Origin of the sequence: Sorangium sp. So ce362 (genome assembly GCF_051519845.1) — a bacterium.
GTDB lineage: Bacteria > Myxococcota_A > Polyangia > Polyangiales > Polyangiaceae > Sorangium.
Window position 1 is genome coordinate 2,607,809 of the sequence record NZ_CP150332.1, and the last position, 17,884, is coordinate 2,625,692.

The 17,884-nt window shown below is 67.6% G+C and carries 10 protein-coding genes and 2 pseudogenes; 6 read left to right on the forward strand and 6 right to left on the reverse strand.

Annotated elements, in window-relative coordinates:
* Positions 1–8: 8 nt before the first annotated feature.
* Positions 9–536 carry a tetratricopeptide repeat protein gene (locus WMF17_RS10410; RefSeq protein ID WP_437601829.1) on the reverse strand — a complete coding sequence of 176 codons (528 nt, stop codon included), beginning with the start codon at positions 534–536 and terminating at the stop codon, positions 9–11.
* Positions 537–596: 60 nt separating this feature from the next.
* Between WMF17_RS10410 and WMF17_RS10415 the strand changes: the two genes are divergently transcribed.
* The 3 genes from WMF17_RS10415 (at position 597) to WMF17_RS10425 (ending at position 4,091) form a co-directional block, all read left to right on the forward strand.
* Positions 597–2,639, forward strand: a complete 2,043-nt coding sequence (locus WMF17_RS10415; RefSeq protein ID WP_437649151.1) for a hypothetical protein — start codon at positions 597–599, stop codon at positions 2,637–2,639.
* Positions 2,640–2,719: 80 nt separating this feature from the next.
* Positions 2,720–3,487: an esterase/lipase family protein gene (locus WMF17_RS10420; RefSeq protein WP_437649153.1), complete on the forward strand. Its 768-nt coding sequence runs from the start codon at positions 2,720–2,722 to the stop codon at positions 3,485–3,487.
* Positions 3,488–3,524: 37 nt separating this feature from the next.
* Positions 3,525–4,091, forward strand: a complete 567-nt coding sequence (locus WMF17_RS10425; protein WP_437649155.1) for a hypothetical protein — start codon at positions 3,525–3,527, stop codon at positions 4,089–4,091.
* A gap of 486 nt (positions 4,092–4,577) precedes the next feature.
* On the opposite strand, the gene WMF17_RS10430 is transcribed toward WMF17_RS10425, so the two are convergent.
* Together WMF17_RS10430 and WMF17_RS10435 are read right to left on the reverse strand one after the other, a co-directional pair.
* The gene (locus tag WMF17_RS10430; RefSeq protein ID WP_437649157.1) at positions 4,578–5,072 is read right to left on the reverse strand and encodes a hypothetical protein; all 495 of its coding nucleotides are present in this window, start codon (positions 5,070–5,072) and stop codon (positions 4,578–4,580) included.
* A gap of 15 nt (positions 5,073–5,087) precedes the next feature.
* Entirely contained in the window at positions 5,088–9,512 is a 4,425-nt protein-coding gene (locus WMF17_RS10435) for an RHS repeat-associated core domain-containing protein (RefSeq protein WP_437649159.1), read from the reverse strand.
* A gap of 343 nt (positions 9,513–9,855) precedes the next feature.
* Here WMF17_RS10435 and WMF17_RS10440 point away from each other — a divergent pair, with 343 nt between their 5' ends.
* Positions 9,856–11,400, forward strand: a complete 1,545-nt coding sequence (locus WMF17_RS10440; protein WP_437643636.1) for an ISKra4 family transposase — start codon at positions 9,856–9,858, stop codon at positions 11,398–11,400.
* Between the two features lie 1,369 nt (positions 11,401–12,769).
* Here the strand turns inward: WMF17_RS10440 and WMF17_RS10445 are convergent.
* A pseudogene (locus WMF17_RS10445) lies at positions 12,770–14,404 on the reverse strand (DNRLRE domain-containing protein); the annotation flags it as partial.
* Here WMF17_RS10445 and WMF17_RS10450 point away from each other — a divergent pair.
* Entirely contained in the window at positions 14,324–15,868 is a 1,545-nt protein-coding gene (locus WMF17_RS10450) for an ISKra4 family transposase (RefSeq protein WP_437643636.1), read from the forward strand. The pseudogene WMF17_RS10445 and the gene WMF17_RS10450 sit on opposite strands and share 81 nt — an antisense overlap.
* Positions 15,869–16,387: 519 nt before the next feature.
* Positions 16,388–16,638: pseudogene (locus tag WMF17_RS10455) on the forward strand (adenylosuccinate synthetase); the annotation flags it as partial.
* 129 nt (positions 16,639–16,767) lie between these two features.
* Here WMF17_RS10455 and WMF17_RS10460 read toward each other — a convergent pair.
* Both WMF17_RS10460 and WMF17_RS10465 read right to left on the reverse strand, forming a co-directional pair.
* On the reverse strand, positions 16,768–17,142 hold the full coding sequence (locus WMF17_RS10460) for a hypothetical protein (RefSeq protein ID WP_437649160.1): 375 nt from the start codon (positions 17,140–17,142) through the stop codon (positions 16,768–16,770).
* A gap of 116 nt (positions 17,143–17,258) precedes the next feature.
* Positions 17,259–17,477, reverse strand: a complete 219-nt coding sequence (locus WMF17_RS10465) for a hypothetical protein (protein ID WP_437601837.1) — start codon at positions 17,475–17,477, stop codon at positions 17,259–17,261.
* Between the last annotated feature and the right edge of the window lie 407 nt (positions 17,478–17,884).

The window sequence follows — 17,884 nt, forward strand, 5'->3', positions numbered from 1 at the left end:
GGGAGAGGCTACTCGAACTGGAGCGGCTCGTCGTCGCCCCCGACGCCGAGCATCTCCAGGATCTGGCGCACCTCCATCGCCGCCTCGACCTCGGGGCCCGCTTCCAGGAAGCCCTGGAGGTGCTTGCGGGCGAGCGCGCGGTTCCCGCGGGCCGCGTAGGCGAGGCCCATCGCGTGCATCGCGTCGCCGTCCTTCGGGAACCGCCGGAGCGCCTCCTTCGCCTGCGCGATCGCCCCGTCGGTGTCGCCGAGGCGCCGGAGCGCGTGCGACAGGGCCACCCGCGCCCCGAGGAAGCTCGGCGCGAGCCGCACGGCGGCGCGGTAGGCGTCGCGCGCCGGCTCGACCTGGCCGAGCTCGTAGAGCGCGTGCCCGAGCAGGCTGTACGCGTACGGGTTCGACGGGGAGGTCTTGATCACGTCGCGCAGCGCGACGAGCGCCTCCGGGATCTGCTCCGTCTGCAGGAGCTCGGCCGCCTCCTCGACCGCCTCCCAGTGGGCGGCGTCCACCGATTCGTCCACCACAGCTCTCAGCACCATGTCCGCAGTTTAACCAGAATCGTCGCGCCGTCCCGGCCCCTTCGTGGTACCGGCCGGGCCGTGTGGCGCGCGCCCCGGATCCGGCTGCTCCTGTGGCACGCGAGCGCAGCGATCCCGGTCCTCGGCGCGGCCGCGGCGTTCTACGCGCCCGCGCTCGCCAGGACGGGCGGCGTCTGGCCGGCGCCGCTCGACGACGTCTACATCCACTTCGGCTTCGCCCGCGCCGCGGCCCTGGGCCACCCGCTCTCGTGGATCCCTGGCAACGGCTACTCCTCGGGCGGGACCAGCCTGACGTACCCCCTCGTCCTCGCGCCCGGGTACCTGCTCGGCTTCCGCGGCCCCTGGCTCGGCCTCTTCGCCGCGCTCCTCGCCTGCGCCGCGCTGCTCGACCTGTGCGGCTCGCTCCGGCGGCTCCTCGCGCCGCGCGCCGGGCCCGGCGCCGCCTCTTCCGGCTGGGTCGCCTGGGTCGCGCCGCTCTTCGTCGTGGCCGTGCCGCTGCTCGACTGGAGCTGGTTCTCCGGGATGGAGGTCGCGCTGCTCGGCGCCGTGCTGGGCCGGGCGCTCGTCGCGGTGCGGCGCGTGGAGCTCGCCCCGCCGGCGCGGCGCCCGGCCGAGCAGCTCCGGGTGGGGCTCCTCGCCGCGCTGCTCGTCGCGACGCGGCCCGAGGCCATCGCGCTGGCGGCGCCGCTCGCCGTCGCCGCCGCCCACGCGGCGGGCTCGCTCGGCGCGGTCGCGTCGCTCGCGCGCGCGTCGCTGCCCGCCGCGCTGCTCCTCGGCGCGCACGCCACGGCGAACCGCGCGCTCACGGGGGAGTGGGGCGCCGCCGGGGCCGTGCGCAAGCTCATCCTGGCGAACCCGTACCCCACGCCGCTCGAGAAGGCGGTGGAGGTGATCAAGAACCTCGCCGCGCTCCGGGTGCAGGCGCTGGAGAGCGCGCTCGGCGGCCCCTCCTGGGCGCTCCTCTTGCCGCTGCTCGGCGCGATCGCGGCGCTCGATCGGCGCTCGCGGCGCCTCGCCGTGCCGCTCTTGATCGGCGCTTACGGCTCGCTGCTCCTCGTCGCGCTCAACACGACGGCGCGCTACCAGAACCTCCGCTACGCCGCCCCGTCGCTCGCGATGCTGCTCATCGCCGCGGCGCTCGGGGTCGAGGCGCTCGCGCGGCGGGGCCGGCTCGCCGCGGGCGTCGCGGCGGCGCTCGCCATCGCGGCCCTCGCCGCGCCCTCCGTGTGGTTCGCGCGGCAGATCGACCACTTCGCCCGCGCCTCGGCGAACATCGCCGGGCAGCAGGTCGAGGTCGCGCGGCGGCTCGGCGCGCGCGCGCCGCGGCCGCGGCGGGTGCTCCTCGGCGACGCGGGCGCGATCCCGTACCTGTCGGGGATCCCCGCCATCGACGGGCTCGGCCTCGGCGGGTACCGGGGGATGCCGTTCGCGCGGGCCTCGGTGCACGGGGTGCCTGCGGTTGTCGAGCTCATCGAGCGGCTCGACGCCGCCGAGCGGCCGGACGTCTTCGCCCTGTACCCGTCCTGGTGGGGCGGGCTCGCGGACGTCTTCGGCAGGCGCGTCGACGCGGTGAAGATCGAGGACAACGTGATGTGCGCCGCCGACGAGAAGGTGATCTACGAGGCGGACTGGTCGACGCTCGCCCCGCCGGGGGAGCGCCGCGACGGGGTCGTCGACGAGGTGGACATCGCCGATCTCGTCGACGAGCGGGCGCACCGCTACGCCTTCCCGTCGCCGCGCGGCGGCTGGGTCATCGGCGCGGTGCTGCCGGGCGGCGGCGACGGCGGCGACAGCGCGCCGCGGTTCGACGCGGGCAGGATCATCCCCGAGGGGCGCGAGCAGTCGTTCGCGATCGGCTCGGCCGCCGCGATCTCCCGGGGGCCCGCCGTGCTCGTGCTGCGCACCGACGGGGGCGGCCCGATCGCGCTCGGCGTCGCGGTCGCCGCCGGCGGCGAGGTGCGCGTCGAGGTGCCCGAGCGCCCGGCGGACCGCTGGTCCGAGATCCGGGTGCCCCTGCGCGACGTCGCGCCGGGCGATCGGATCCGGATCCGGTCGCTCCTCGGGACGTTCCGCAGCTTCCATGTCTGGCTGCTGCGGCCGTGATCGGCCGGATCGGCCGGGACGCAGCGCGTCGGGAGGGCGCGGGGGGCGTCGCGCGACGGATCCATGGTAAGAGCCACCACGTGGTGAGGTGGTTCCGTGCGTCGGCCTTCGCGGCGAGCGCAGGCAGGGAGGTGGCCTCGTTTGCGCGGCAGGCGGTCCTCCTGCCGTACGACACCCTCGCGCCGGTGATCCCCGCCGGGACGTCCGACGGCGACGACGTGGTGATCATCCTGCACGGGCTCTTCGCGTCTGCCGGCGTGCTCCGGCCGTTGCGAACGGCGATCGAGCGCCACGCTGCCACGTCGCGGGCGCCTGGCCGGCGGGGCCCGGCGCACGCCGGTCCTCCCGCGGGGTCGGTCCACACGGCGACGATGTCGTACGCGCCGGGGCCTGGCGTCGAGGCGCTGTCGGCGCGCCTCGCGGGCCTTGTCTCGGCGTTGCCGGACGGGGCGCGCTTGCACCTCGTCGGCCACAGCATGGGCGGCATCGTGTGCCGCTTCTTCGCGCAGGAGGTCGTCGATCCTCGGATCGTGCAGACCATCTCCATGGCGAGCCCGTTCGGCGGCATCCCGCGCGCCGGGCTGCTCGGCTTCGGGGGCGCGCGGGATCTCGACGCCTCGAGCCCGCTCCTCCGGCGTGTCCTCCTCGGGACGGCGCGGTCGAGCGTCCCGCACCTGTCGATCATCGCGGGCGCCGACACGCTTGTCCGCTCGCCCATCGCGCACGCGCTGCCGGGCGGCGAGGTGCGCGTGATGGAGGCGCGCGGGCACAACACGCTCCTCTTCGACCCCGAGGTGGCGGCGCTCGTCGCGCGGCGGATCGTCGAGCGGCGGGGCGGCGCGCGCTGACCTATCGCCGCTCGGCGCTTCGTGGTAGCTCGCTCGCGTGCGTTCGCCGATCGCCTGTCTCCTCGCCCTCGGGGCCCTGCTCGCCCCGCTTGCCTGGTCATCGCCCTCGCGCGCGGACGCCTCCGCGTGGACCTTCGTCGGCGCCGGCGCGGTCGGCTGGAAGCAGGGCGACGGTGATCTCGTCCTCGACAGCGCGCTGTCGCTCGACGTCGGCGTCGGCACAACGCCCGACGCGCCCGTCATCGTCGGCGGCCTGCTGCGCGCGACCCCCCTCCTCGACAGCGGCATCGATCTCGCGTTGCTCGCCCGGGTCGCGACGCGCGGCTTCCAGGCCGGCCAGCTCGGCTTCGCGCTCGACGCGGGCGGCTACCGGCGATTCTGGGGCGCGGGCTCCACCGGCGTGGCCGGCGCGCTCACGCTCGGGGCGCCGCTCGGGATCAGCCTGTCGCTCCAGGGGAGCTACGGGACCGACGACGCCGTGGCGTTCGGCGCCATCGCGGGCATCGACCTGCTGCGGCTCACCGTGTACCGAAAGGCGCTCCTGCCGGTGTGGCCGAACCCGTTCCCCGCGCAGGAGCGCGGCCGGGACGTCGCCTCGCGCTGAGGGGCGCGCGAGAGGCTCTCCGGACAGGACGACGGAGAGCAATCGAGCCGGGAAGCGGGCAGTCGAGGACCGGGCGCGCGGCGCGCATTCGCGCCGCGGACGCCGATTGACCGGCGAAGTCGTGCCCCGGTAGGGCGGCGGCCAGGGGAGCGTCATGGATGTCGTCGCCGCGCTCGCCATCCTCCTCCTCGCGTTCATTCACGTTGCCCCTCGCCGGAACGGATGTCACGCGCGGAGGGGTGTCCGTAACCTAAGCAAGGCGAGGGCCATTCCTGCCGCGACGGCGAGATCAACCGGAAGACGAGTCGACCCTCTGTGGGATTGAAGTTCCCGGTCCCGCCGATGCCGCGAATTGGATGTGAACGAAGTGGGCGACGGGACGGGCCGGAATCGTGTGAGGCAGGCCACCCCGCCTGGCCGGCATCAGCGGGGTGGTCTCATCGACGTGTTCTGTCTCTATGGCAAGAAACGGAGCTGCATCGTTGCTCAGCGATGGCCGCCTCGATGGCCTGGGCCGCTCTGCACCTGCAGCGACGGCACAGCGGAGCACAGGAGCGCAAAATCGTCTTTGGTCATCGTCATGGAGCACAGCTGCTCGTGAGCTACCGACGCAAGCCAATCGTCAGTACCTCTCAGGAGCACGAGGTCCGTCGGCCGATCAGGCCATTCCCAATCGAATATGCCTTCGGCCAGCTCGGACAGCTTCTTTGCCAAGTCGGAATCGAATCGATAGATGTACCGCTTTCTCCGCGATTCACTGTCAGAGATCTCCGCGTTCACCGCAGGGCCACCGATCTGATGAGGCAACAGCTTGTTGAATACATGCATACACCGCGGGTTGATCGTGCCCAGGGGACGCAGGGTCGCGCGATCAACCCTTCCAACCGCAAACCGCAAGAGCTGTCGATAAGTCTCACCTCTCGGCTCGTCGAGATACCAGGTGTAAGTTTGACGAGAGTCCTTCGGCTTTCGCGGATGCATACCTAGCTCCAAAGTTCACGCCTCGGGCGGTGCCGAAGAGGGGAAGAACAGGATCGGGCCTGGCACGAGGTCAAGCAAGATGTCGAGAAAGCTGTCTTCTTCAGACGAGCCGCCCCCGTCAGTCGCCCCCATGGGCATAGCGGCAGGCAACTTACCATCGACGAAACTATGCCCCGGGAATCGATCACGCGGCCCGGTGTGCTGTGCATGGGCATGCGGCAACTGGCCGGGGCCATGCGGGCCATCGCAGACCGCCTTCCCGTTGCCACCCAGCGCCCTGCTAACGTCTTTTTCCAGCTTCCGCGCTGAAGCCATCGAGTCCGTGACGACATCCTGGCCCAGCTTCCGGGCCTCCAGCGCCTCTTTGCGCGTTAACCGACGACCGTAATTCAGGATCGTCTGACCGAGGCGCTGGGCGGCGCGCCACTTGTCCATTCCGGTCGAGTCGATGTAGTTGACCGGATCGTTCCCGCAGTACTCGTACACGTTGATCCCACCCGCAAACAGGATCGGATCCTTCGCCGTCCACTGCCCAGTATGCGGATCGTAGTCCCGCGCCCCCAGGCGTACAAGCCCCGTGTCGCGGTCGTAGAGGCCGCCCGCGAAGCCGAACGGCGTGAAACCCGGGTTGGTGTCGAGGAGCACGCGTCCGAACTCGTCATAGTCCATCCGCTGCGCCACCGTGCCCGTCGCGACGTCCACCACGAGCCGCGGGCTGCCGAGGTGGTCCGTCAGGATGCGGTACGTCACGCCTCCCTTGATCATCAGATCCGGCACGTTCCCCCCTTGCGCGTAGACGAAGCGCGCCACAATGCTGCCCGCACCGTCGAGCTCTGCCGCCACCTGAAGGTCGCTCCGGTACAGGAAGCCTTGGACGTTGACGCCGTTCCTCTGCTTCCAGATGCGATGCCCTTCGCCATCGACGAGGTAGTCGATCTCGGTATCATCCGGCAGCTCGGTGTACCGCAGGTTGCCACGGGCGTCGTAGGTGAACGTCGTCGTTTCCCCCGTCGCCGAGTCGGTCACGCTCGTCCGGTCGCCCGCGGCGTTCATCGCGTATGTCCTGGTCCCGTAGGTCAGGACCCGATCCTGGTCGTCGTAGGTACCGCTCTCCGTCCCTGCGGGCGACGTGCGCGCGAGGCGGTTGCCGTTCGCATCGTAGTCGTAGTGGGCGGTGAGCACACCATCTCGGAACACGTCGGTGAGCCGCCCGACGAGATCGTACTCGTACTCGTAGGAGTGGGTCGCTCCCTGGATCGTCTCCGTCCTCTGGTCGATGCGGCCCAGAGCATCCGGGGTATCGGTCACCTGATAGAGCGCAGTGCCACCCACCCGCGCCACGTACGCCTGTATGCCGCCATCGGCGTTGGGTGTCACGGTGTCGCTGACGACGCCGATGCTGCTCCCGGTGTACAGCCCGTTCTGCGGATGGTGGGCCAGCGTGAGATCGCCGGCCTGGTTGACGAAGCCGTCGACGTCATAACCGAAGCTCGTCGTCGCGCCGCCGTTGACCGTCTCGCTGCTGATGCGGAAGTCGTTGTCGTAAGCCCAGCTCACCGTGCTCGCGCCGCTCCCGAACCCGGCGCCTGTCCACGTCCGGCTGGTCGTCAGCATGCCGTCGTGACCGTAGGCGATCGAGATGCCGGATGGCCCTGCGATGCTGTCGATTTTGCCAGTCGTTGGATTGTACGCGATGCTGATATTCCCCATGCCGAGGGGCAACGTTATCTGGCTGAGCCGCCCGGTCGCCGGTTCCCGCGTGTAGACGCTGGCCGCCTCGCCGGGACGGGTCGAGCCCGTGAGCAGACGATCCAGATCGTAGGCCCAGGAGGTCGTCCTGGGGCCGGATCCGGCGTCGGGAGCAACGTACTCGTCCAGCAGATCTACCGGGGTGTAGCTGAACGTGTGCGCCGGCCGTTCCGGGGGAGTGACCGTATGAGCACGTCCGCCAAGATAGTAGCTCCTCTCGATGATCTCCCCGTCGGCCCTCGTCCTCTGCGTTGTCCGACCGACCGCATCATGGACGAACTGCTCCGTGTGAAGCAGCGGATCCGTCACGCTCGCCAGCCAACCGTTTTGGTACGTGTAAGTCCAGGTCTTCGACCCTTGGGACACGGTATGGAGCCGGCCATCTGGATAGTACACGAAATCGATCGGGGAGATTCCGGGCAGCGCGATGCGTCCGATCCACCCCTGTGGCGTCAGCGTGGTCGTCATGCTCCGCCCTGACGGCAGCGTGGAGACAACGGTGTTCGTGGCCTTGTTGAACAGCTGCGTGAACGGACGCCCGTTGATCGTGAACGTTTCGGTCATCGACGTACCGCTCAGCGCGTTGCCGGGATCCGATAGCGTCACGGAGCGCGCCCCGGTGACCTGCCGCGTCCTCCCGAGAGGCGTCGTGGTCGTTTCTTTGCTGAGGATGGGCGCCTGCATACCGAAGCGCGGATCTCCCGTGACCTCGACGGAGAGCACGGTACCGTCCGGCGTCGTGATCGTCCGGGTGCCGCTCGTGCTGATCTGCTCCACGGTCGAGAGGCCGTCCGATCCGGTGCGGGTGCGTTGCACGCTCCCGTCCGGGAGCTTCGCAATCTCGTATTTGCGGGTCAACCCCATCGCCGTCGTGACCGTGACACGGCGGCCCGCGGACGTCTTGGTCAGGGTGAGCAGCTTGTATCCGTCCGCTGGATCGGAGTCCCTGATGAGGCGTCCTTTCGCGTCGAACTCGAACTCGTGCAGCCTGCTGAGCGGATCCTCCAGCGACTGGAGCAGTCCGGTGTTTGGGTAGTACGTGAGCGTCGTCGTCTCGTTCGCCGGATTCGTGACCGTCCAGAGATACCCCTCGGCATCGTACGTGAGCGAGGTGCTCTGCCCGGTTGGCGCCACGATGGCCGTCGCCTCGCCGCTCGCGTCGCGCTGGATGGTCGTGACCTGCTGGTCGACATCGGTGATCGCGCTCAAGCGACCGGCGTCATCGTAGGCGAACTGGTAGCGCACAGTGCCGAGGAGCGCGTCACGGGTGGCGAGGTGTCTCCCCTGCGGGTCGAAGACGTACACCTCGGTCCCATCGTCGCTCGCGATGACGATATCGGACGCTATGATGCCGGGAAGCGCCAGATCGATGCGGCCCACTAAAGTCGTGTTCGTGCGGGCGTCCACGAACACCAGGCTACCATCAGGTGCTATTGCCAAGGCTGTGGGGGACGTGAGCCATGCCGCGGTCGTTGGACCGCCCAAACCGCAAGGCGATTGGTCGCATCCTGCAGGAACGGGAGCTCGGTTACCAGCGACCGTCGTGAGAATGCCGGCGGGCGTGATCTGTCGAATGAGCTTCGGCGACCCAGACGTCTCGGCGTCCCGGAGGAAATACACGCTGCCGTCCGGTCCAACGGTCAACTTGCCGGGGTAGCCAATCGAGGCCGAGAGCGCGTTCACGCCATCGTTCGACATGCTCGACAGGCCATTGCCTGCGATCGTGACGATGATCCCGCTGCGATCGATCCGCCGGATCCGATTGCTCAGCTTCGCAATTCCATACGCATCCGAAACGTAGATGGATCTATCGGGCCCGATGGACAGATCCCGGATATTATAGAAATACGCCTGGAGAGCAGGCCCACCGTCGCCGAGGCTAGGGACAGCCGGCACGTCCCATGTGCCTGCGACCGTCGTAATGATGCCGTCGGGCGCCACTTTGCGTACCTTCTTGGAGAAGGCCAAGTATAGGCTACCGTCATTGGATACGGCCAGACCATGGACGCTATCATCGATCGAGCCGGACGTGGCAGGTGCGCCATCGGGTACACGCGTGCTCCCGACATACGAGACACCATTGCCCGCAACGGTGGTAATGATGCCGTCGGGCGCGATCTTCCGAACGCGAAAATTGCTCAGGTCAGACACATACAGGCTGCCATCGGGCCCGATCGCGAGTTGTCGAGGAGTGTCCAGGCGCGCCTGCGTGGCGAGCTGATTATCGCCGTTGTATCCTCCTTGATTGCGGATGCCGGCGATCGTGAACACGCTCCCGTCAGGCATGACCTTCCGGATACGGTCGGCCCCCTGCTCGGAGTAGTAGATGCTTCCGTCTGGTGCGACCGCAACTCCCCAGGATCTATCGACATGCACCAATTGGCCCTGGAATCCCTCGTCGTTAAGATTGCTTGACGTGAGAGGCTGGGCACCAGCAACGCGCCGAAGCACGTAGGCAATGTTACGGCTGTCGCGACGCGAGCCGTCGCCACGGTAAAGCGTGGATGTGTTCGGATCGTAGATGTGATGATGACTCAAACTGAAGCCCCCTAGCGCCGCCGAGCCGTTGTGCCAGCCTCCTAGCGCGCTTTCCCAACGTCGGCCCAAGGAGATCTCCTCCCGCGCGCGGTTCCCTGTGATAATCACATGGGTGTAGATCCTTGGCGACGACAAAAGTCCGTGCGCTTTCATGGTGTTGCGCCGAAGGCGCGGTCCCTGGGACCGCGCCCCTATCACATCGACGCAGACGCCCGTCGACGTAGCCGGTGGACTTGGCCCCCCTGCGACGTTGATGCCGTGCACTTATCCGCCGGCCCAAGCGCGAAGCCGCAGCCCAGGTTCGGCCGCGAGAGGTGAAAGAATCCGGGCGCGGGCGAGGCCACATTCGACGGATTGACGATCGTATACTTCGCCACAGGTGATAATTCCGGGCGCGAAAATGCAACGCGTTGAAATTCCACGAATCTGACGTATCCATGGCCTCTGCAAGAGGCCGGTCCCGACAGGCAGGTTGGACCGGCAGGAGGACTTGGTCGTGAGCGCCGCGTACGCCGTTGCAGCAGGTCAGGACCCTTTCGAGAGCGCCCGGGAGCAGGCAGAAGCCATGGAGAAGCATCTTCGGTCATCCGAGTCGATGGAGAGCACGCATGCCGAGCTGGAGGGGTTCGTCGTCGACGAGGGGCGCGAGTACCAGCGGCGGCTCCTCCAGGCCCACCTCGAGCTTCGGGCCGAGCGCGAAAGGCCCGTGGAGGTCAAGGGCGCGGACGGCGTTCAGCGCAAGCATCGACGTCTCAGCAGCAGAGCGCTCATGTCGGTCGTCGGAGAGGTCGATGTGCCACGCGCGGCCTATCAGGCGCCGGGCGTCCCCGGTCTTCATCCGATGGATGCGGCGCTGAGCCTCCCGGACGAGCTCTACTCGCACAGCGTCCGTCGCTACGTCGCCGAGAGCGCCGCCCGCAGCTCGTTCGATGAGGTCGTTGAGGGATTGAGAAAATCGACCGGCGCCGCGGTGCCGAAGCGCCAGGTGGAGGAGCTCGCGGAGCGCGCCGCGCAGGACTTCGATGCGTTCTACTCCACCCGCGCCGTCGAAGTCGAGGACACTCAGGCGCTGCTGGTACTCAGCTTCGACGGCAAGGGGATCGCGATGCGGCGCGAAGACCTCCGACCTGCGACGCGGAAGGCTGCGGAAGCGGGGAAACACAAGCTCACGAAGCGCCTCGCCAAGGGCGAGAAGCGCAACCGGAAGCGAATGGCCGAGGTCGCCACCCTCTACACGATAGACCCCTGGGTCCGCACGCCTGACGACATCGTGAACGACTTGCGCCCTGTGCATGACGTCGCCGCGCAACGGCCGCGGCCGGTGAACAAACGGGTCTGGGCGAGCGTGGAGAAGTCATCGCGAGAGGTGATCTCGGCGGCGTTTGCTGAAGGCCTGCGTCGCGATCCGGAACGCCTTCGGCGGTGGGTGGTGCTGGTCGACGGCAACAAGGACCAGATCACCCTGGTCAAGCGCGCCGCGAAGAAGGCATGCGTCGAGATCACAATAGTCCTCGATATCATCCACGTGCTTGAATATCTCTGGAAGGCCGCGCACTGCTTCTTCGCCGACGGGACCAAGGAGGTCGAGCAGTGGGTGACGTGCCGGCTGCACGAGCTGCTCGCGGGGCGCACGGCCGGAGCCATTGCCAGCACCATCCGGCGCCATGCCAGCAGCCGCGTGGTGGACATGGGGACAGCGGTGACGCTCGATACCTGCATCGGCTACCTCGTGAAGCATCGGACGCTCTTGCACTACGATCGCGCGCTCGCAGCGGGGCTGCCCATCGCCACGGGGGTGATCGAGGGCGCATGCCGCCATCTCGTCAAGGATCGCATGGACCGCACCGGGGCTCGCTGGTCGCTCCAAGGCGCAGAGGCGGTGCTGCGCCTCCGCTCGCTGCGCTCGAGCGGCGACTTCGAAGCCTACTGGGCGTTCCACCTGCAGCAGGAGCATGACCGAACGCACCGTGCACGTTATGCAGGAGGCGATGTCCCCTCACCGCTGCCGCCGCCTCGACCCAAACTGCGCCGGGTGAAATGAGCAAAACGCCCTCGTTCCAGAAGAGCCGCACCCTAATCACATCGGAGGGAGCTCCGAAGGACCGCGGACCTCCGCTCGAGCCGCCGCTCGAGCCACCGCCGGTCGAGCCGCCGCCGCTCAACGTCGCTCCCTGCGCGGCTGGCACAAAGTAGAAGGCTTTGTATACGTAGGCGATGTCCACTGTGACCGGCTGCACTCCGGGGACCGGGCGCCCGAACGCATCTCTGCCGTCCCACTCGAACGTGTACTGCTGGTTCGGCGAGCAGGGACAGTCGACGTTCATATCGAATGTCCTCCCGGCCACGGTGACCTTGAACTCAATCCGCTCCAGATCGCTGGGCACAGCCGACGTCGTCAATGGAATCGCGAGGCGATAACGCTCCCGGTTTCGTCCAGCAGTTCGATCGCTCTTGTAGTAAATGGAGTACGGCGTCGCGGTGATGGGAAGCCTCTCCCCAAGCACCTGATTTTCGCACTCGATGATGGATCCACACTCGGAGCTGGGATCGTCTGTATCCGAGTCGTCGCCTTCATCGCCGTCGCCGCCGCCATCGCCGCCGCCGCCATCGCCATCGCCGCCGCCATCGCCATCGCCGCCGCCGTCGCCGTCGCCGTCGCCGTCGCCGTCGCCATCGCCATCGCCGCCACCAGGGCCAGCCGGCGGCCCCGGAGCGCCAGGGCGCGGACCAAACGGCCAGTTGCAGTCCCACGGGGTGAAATGCGTGACCTGAGACCGCCAGAGGCTCGTCCCCACCGCATAGTGCGCGCCGAGCTGTCCGAGCTCCTCGGCGCTGATCCCGAGCGCGTCGAGCTCGCTCGCGTCGTCCGCCGCGCCGTCGCCGTCGATGTCGACCGACGCTACCCCGCCGCTCACGGCGAGGATCTCGATGACACGCCCGTCCTCCGCCGGCACCCACACGCCCTTTTCCGCGTCGTAGTAGCCGAGCGGCACGTGCATCCCGACCGGGAAGTCGAGGAAGTTCTCGACATAGAACGGAATGGGCTGGTTGAACTCGACCTTCGTAGCCCCGGCGGCGACCGCCTCGTCGAGCCCGAGCTCCACCGCATACGTGTAGCCGCTGGTCGGCGGCAAGGTCCCCGGCATCGCCTCGGGGCCGTTCGGACCGACTGTGTACTCGGTCGCGCGCACGTGCACCTCGGCCGGTAGGGCCACGGTCGTCGTCGCCCCTGGCGGACCGCTCGGGTCCGGCACGGTCATGGTTCCCGTCGTCCCCGAGGGGAAGAGCAGCGTCGCCTGGCGCGTGCCGCTGTCGTCCGTCTGGACGCTCCCGCGCGCGACCTGCGCTCCGGCCGAGCTGCCCAGCGCGACGGGCGTCACCACCGGATCGCTCTCGATCAGCACGACGTCGGGCGCCTCGGACCAGCGCTGCCACTGGGTGCCCACCTGCCGCTGCACCGGCAGATAGCCGGCCTTCTCGTATTTCATCGTGAGCGGCTGGCCTCCCCGCACGACCAGCTCGAAAGCCCCGTCCGCGCGCGTGAGGACCTGCCCGTAGCTCTCCGCGTCTCCCGCGTCGTGGTGCAGCACGCTCACCTTGGCGCCCGAGATCGGAACGCCCGCTCGCGTCGCGACCTTGCCCTTGACGACCGCGACCGAGGCAGGGGCGATCGTCGCGGTCACGCCCGTCTGCGGCGCGTTCGGCCCCTGGTAGATGCAGCCCACGGCATCGATGAGCCGCGTGGCCACGGTCGGATCCAGCGCCGGACAGGCGACGTGCGCGACGGTGCCTGTCGCCGGATCGCACGTATCGATCGTGGTTGGATCACTGTCGTCGGTCGAGATGGGCGTGTGCAGAATGCCCAGCACAGGATCGCAGGTATCGGTCGTGCACGCGTCGTTATCGTCGAGCGTGCCGGTGCAGGTCGCCGCGGTCGTGTAACAGACCTCGAGGCTCGGCCGGTCGTCGACCTGCGGATCGTCGCTGCTCCGGAAGCTCGTCGTGAGAACCGGCGGCTCCTCCAGCAGCATGCCGTGGTTCGGGACGGTGCCCGCGAGCCACGCCGCGGTGAGCGAGGTCAGATCGGCCGTGCGGATCCCGGCGCCGGGCATCGACTGGAACGAGGCCGCGATAGCCGGGTCGAAGTCGCTCCCGTTTCCCAGGTTCTGCCATGTCACCGTCGACTCGGTCCACGGCGAGAGCAGCCGGTGAATGTTGATGGTGCTCGAGGTGGTGTCGTCCCGGTAGATCTGCTCGAGCCGCAGCGTCGCGGAGACGACCGTCGCGGCGGTGGGCACCGGTGAGAGGTCGAAGCGGATGACGGCGTGCCGTACGCCGAATCCGTCCAGGGTGCCCGTGCGGAAGAGCACGGTCGAATCGCTCCAGGTCGGGAACGTCTCCCAGATCGTCGCGTCCTCCACCGCGCCGGCCGTCCCGCGCTGGATCGTCACGCAGGTCGGGTCCTCGGTGCCCGCCGCGAGCTTCGCGGTGCCGTGCAGCTCCTCGTTCGGCGAGCCCGAGCTGCAGGCGGCGCTGAACGCGATGGCGCTCAAGAGGATGCCGCTCGTAAAAAGAATGGGGTGTAGATCCTTGGCGACGACAAAAGTCCGTGCGCTTTCATGGTGTTGCGCCGAAGGCGCGGTCCCTGGGACCGCGCCCCTATCACATCGACGCAGACGCCCGTCGACGTAGCCGGTGGACTTGGCCCCCCTGCGACGTTGATGCCGTGCACTTATCCGCCGGCCCAAGCGCGAAGCCGCAGCCCAGGTTCGGCCGCGAGAGGTGAAAGAATCCGGGCGCGGGCGAGGCCACATTCGACGGATTGACGATCGTATACTTCGCCACAGGTGATAATTCCGGGCGCGAAAATGCAACGCGTTGAAATTCCACGAATCTGACGTATCCATGGCCTCTGCAAGAGGCCGGTCCCGACAGGCAGGTTGGACCGGCAGGAGGACTTGGTCGTGAGCGCCGCGTACGCCGTTGCAGCAGGTCAGGACCCTTTCGAGAGCGCCCGGGAGCAGGCAGAAGCCATGGAGAAGCATCTTCGGTCATCCGAGTCGATGGAGAGCACGCATGCCGAGCTGGAGGGGTTCGTCGTCGACGAGGGGCGCGAGTACCAGCGGCGGCTCCTCCAGGCCCACCTCGAGCTTCGGGCCGAGCGCGAAAGGCCCGTGGAGGTCAAGGGCGCGGACGGCGTTCAGCGCAAGCATCGACGTCTCAGCAGCAGAGCGCTCATGTCGGTCGTCGGAGAGGTCGATGTGCCACGCGCGGCCTATCAGGCGCCGGGCGTCCCCGGTCTTCATCCGATGGATGCGGCGCTGAGCCTCCCGGACGAGCTCTACTCGCACAGCGTCCGTCGCTACGTCGCCGAGAGCGCCGCCCGCAGCTCGTTCGATGAGGTCGTTGAGGGATTGAGAAAATCGACCGGCGCCGCGGTGCCGAAGCGCCAGGTGGAGGAGCTCGCGGAGCGCGCCGCGCAGGACTTCGATGCGTTCTACTCCACCCGCGCCGTCGAAGTCGAGGACACTCAGGCGCTGCTGGTACTCAGCTTCGACGGCAAGGGGATCGCGATGCGGCGCGAAGACCTCCGACCTGCGACGCGGAAGGCTGCGGAAGCGGGGAAACACAAGCTCACGAAGCGCCTCGCCAAGGGCGAGAAGCGCAACCGGAAGCGAATGGCCGAGGTCGCCACCCTCTACACGATAGACCCCTGGGTCCGCACGCCTGACGACATCGTGAACGACTTGCGCCCTGTGCATGACGTCGCCGCGCAACGGCCGCGGCCGGTGAACAAACGGGTCTGGGCGAGCGTGGAGAAGTCATCGCGAGAGGTGATCTCGGCGGCGTTTGCTGAAGGCCTGCGTCGCGATCCGGAACGCCTTCGGCGGTGGGTGGTGCTGGTCGACGGCAACAAGGACCAGATCACCCTGGTCAAGCGCGCCGCGAAGAAGGCATGCGTCGAGATCACAATAGTCCTCGATATCATCCACGTGCTTGAATATCTCTGGAAGGCCGCGCACTGCTTCTTCGCCGACGGGACCAAGGAGGTCGAGCAGTGGGTGACGTGCCGGCTGCACGAGCTGCTCGCGGGGCGCACGGCCGGAGCCATTGCCAGCACCATCCGGCGCCATGCCAGCAGCCGCGTGGTGGACATGGGGACAGCGGTGACGCTCGATACCTGCATCGGCTACCTCGTGAAGCATCGGACGCTCTTGCACTACGATCGCGCGCTCGCAGCGGGGCTGCCCATCGCCACGGGGGTGATCGAGGGCGCATGCCGCCATCTCGTCAAGGATCGCATGGACCGCACCGGGGCTCGCTGGTCGCTCCAAGGCGCAGAGGCGGTGCTGCGCCTCCGCTCGCTGCGCTCGAGCGGCGACTTCGAAGCCTACTGGGCGTTCCACCTGCAGCAGGAGCATGACCGAACGCACCGTGCACGTTATGCAGGAGGCGATGTCCCCTCACCGCTGCCGCCGCCTCGACCCAAACTGCGCCGGGTGAAATGAGCAAAACGCCCTCGTTCCAGAAGAGCCGCACCCAAAAGAATGTGCTTCTGCCAAGGGATGCGTGAGCGCCTGAATAGCTCCAGCTTGCGAAGAAATAATGGATCGTGCTGTTTCACCCGAGTCTCCTGGTTAACGCGGAGGCGCTGCAGAGCGTCACGCAAGAAGTCCGACGCATGGATCTGCAGATCCATAACGACGAGCGGTCTTCGCCCGTGTATCTTGTCACTTCATTCTTCACGATCGGTGATATTGGCCGACCGTGACATGGAACGCAGCTTACATCGCGTCGGGATGCTCGGCGTATAATAAAATAAGAAGAAAGAAGCTTCGCGATTCCTCATGCGGAGTGAACCGAGTGTCTCGTGCTTGCATCCACATGAATGCTCAAATGCCCACTCGCTGTCCGTTCAGGCAGCCGGGAAAAGCGTGATGCGTGTCGCTACCGGAAGCCAAGCTCGGTGGCGTCGCCCGCGAAGGCGACCGATGGGCGGCTGCTCGTGTCGGATCGCGCGCACCTTCGGCGAGCGGTTGCGGTTGGTCGGCGGGGAGTACGACTCGGTGACCGGGCGCCCGCGGCGGACCGGCTGGCTCGACCTGCCGGCGCTGCGCTATGCGGCGCGCGTGAACGGCCTGGACGGGATCACGCTCACGAAGCTGGACGTGCTGACGGGCATGCCGGAGCTCAAGGTGTGGTCGCCTACGACACGCCGTCGGGGCGGACGCGGGAGTTCCCGATCGACGAGATCGCGACAGCGAAGCCGGTGCTCGATCGCTGGGGGCGGCGCGGGCGGGTGTGGGGCCCCCGCGGGCGCGCGGCCGGCGTTCGTGCGTCGGTGACGGCTTAACGCAGCCGCAGCCCGTGATAGCTCATTCCTGGTCGGAGGGGTTGGAGGAGGGGGCTACGTTGAAGAGGTAGGATCCTGCTTCTCCCAATTGAGTATCAAGCTCCGAGCGATGGCCCGTCCATTGGCCAGATGATAGGCGACCCATGCATCGAGGCCGTCGGCAGTTCTCTCATTGGGATCTAGCCAACTCGTAAAGCCACCAGATACGGAACCCGCTGACTCCTCCAGCTCGCGCTTGATCGACGCTGGATCAACTTGGACCCGAACGAACAACGATTCGAGGTATTCGGCCAAGGCGGTGCATGGATGATTCCCGATGGCCCGCAGTCGCTCGATAATCTCGGCGTCGCTCAGCGAGAGGATCCAGACCTCCTCTGGACCATACAAACTGGTGAACTCAGCAAGAATCTCGTCGATCGACTTGGCCATCTCTCGCTCGCAGTGCTCATTTCGCTATACATTGACCAAAGCAAATAGGTCTTTTGCTGCGATCAATACCAGGCCTGTTCCCAGGATACGAACTGCTCCTGCCTCGTCGGCTGCTTCTACAAGGGGAACTCGGTCGAGACCTGCACCAGCCCCGCGCACTGCGGCGCGGCGTCGTTCACCTCGATGGCGACGGCGGAGTGCCTCAACCTGGCCTGCGGCGACTGCTCGGGCGCCGCAGGCCTCGGCGAATCCCTCTGCCCCGAGGCACCGCCCGACCCCTCGTGCACGGGCTCTTCCCTGGGCGGCGAGACGTGCTCGCGGGACAGCGAGTGCATCTCCTGTTTCTGCGACCCGGTCACCCGGACCTGCGATTGACCGCAGCCCGGCGGGGCTGCCGATCGCCGGCGGATCGGCCCGATGATGCGGCTCCGGCCCCGCCGAGCAGGGCCACCGTCGCCCTCCGGAAGCCCTGTCGGGCGGTCCGGAAGGCCACCTCCTGCGGTCCGGAGGCCAACTCGGCGGGCCTCGAAGGCATGCATGGAGCAGTTTATTTCACAAATCCGGCTCCGAGCAGGCCGGATAGAGAGTTTAACTTCACGCCGTGGACCTCGGACATCCGGGATGGAGAATTTAACTTCACGCCGTTGGCTTCGGACATCCGGGATGGAGAATTTAACTTCACTATCGTGACAATTTTCTTCGACCCATGTGAAAATAACCGCACAAACAGGTCCAATTCCCG

Excerpts from the sequence above, each read along its gene's own strand:
- WMF17_RS10410 (WP_437601829.1), bottom strand. The coding sequence starts at position 536 with ATGGTGCTGAGAGCTGTGGTGGACGAATCGGTGGACGCCGCCCACTGG.
- WMF17_RS10430 (WP_437649157.1), bottom strand. The coding sequence starts at position 5,072 with ATGCATCCGCGAAAGCCGAAGGACTCTCGTCAAACTTACACCTGGTAT.
- WMF17_RS10435 (WP_437649159.1), bottom strand. The coding sequence starts at position 9,512 with ATGAAAGCGCACGGACTTTTGTCGTCGCCAAGGATCTACACCCATGTG.
- WMF17_RS10460 (WP_437649160.1), bottom strand. The coding sequence starts at position 17,142 with ATGGCCAAGTCGATCGACGAGATTCTTGCTGAGTTCACCAGTTTGTAT.
- WMF17_RS10465 (WP_437601837.1), bottom strand. The coding sequence starts at position 17,477 with ATGCACTCGCTGTCCCGCGAGCACGTCTCGCCGCCCAGGGAAGAGCCC.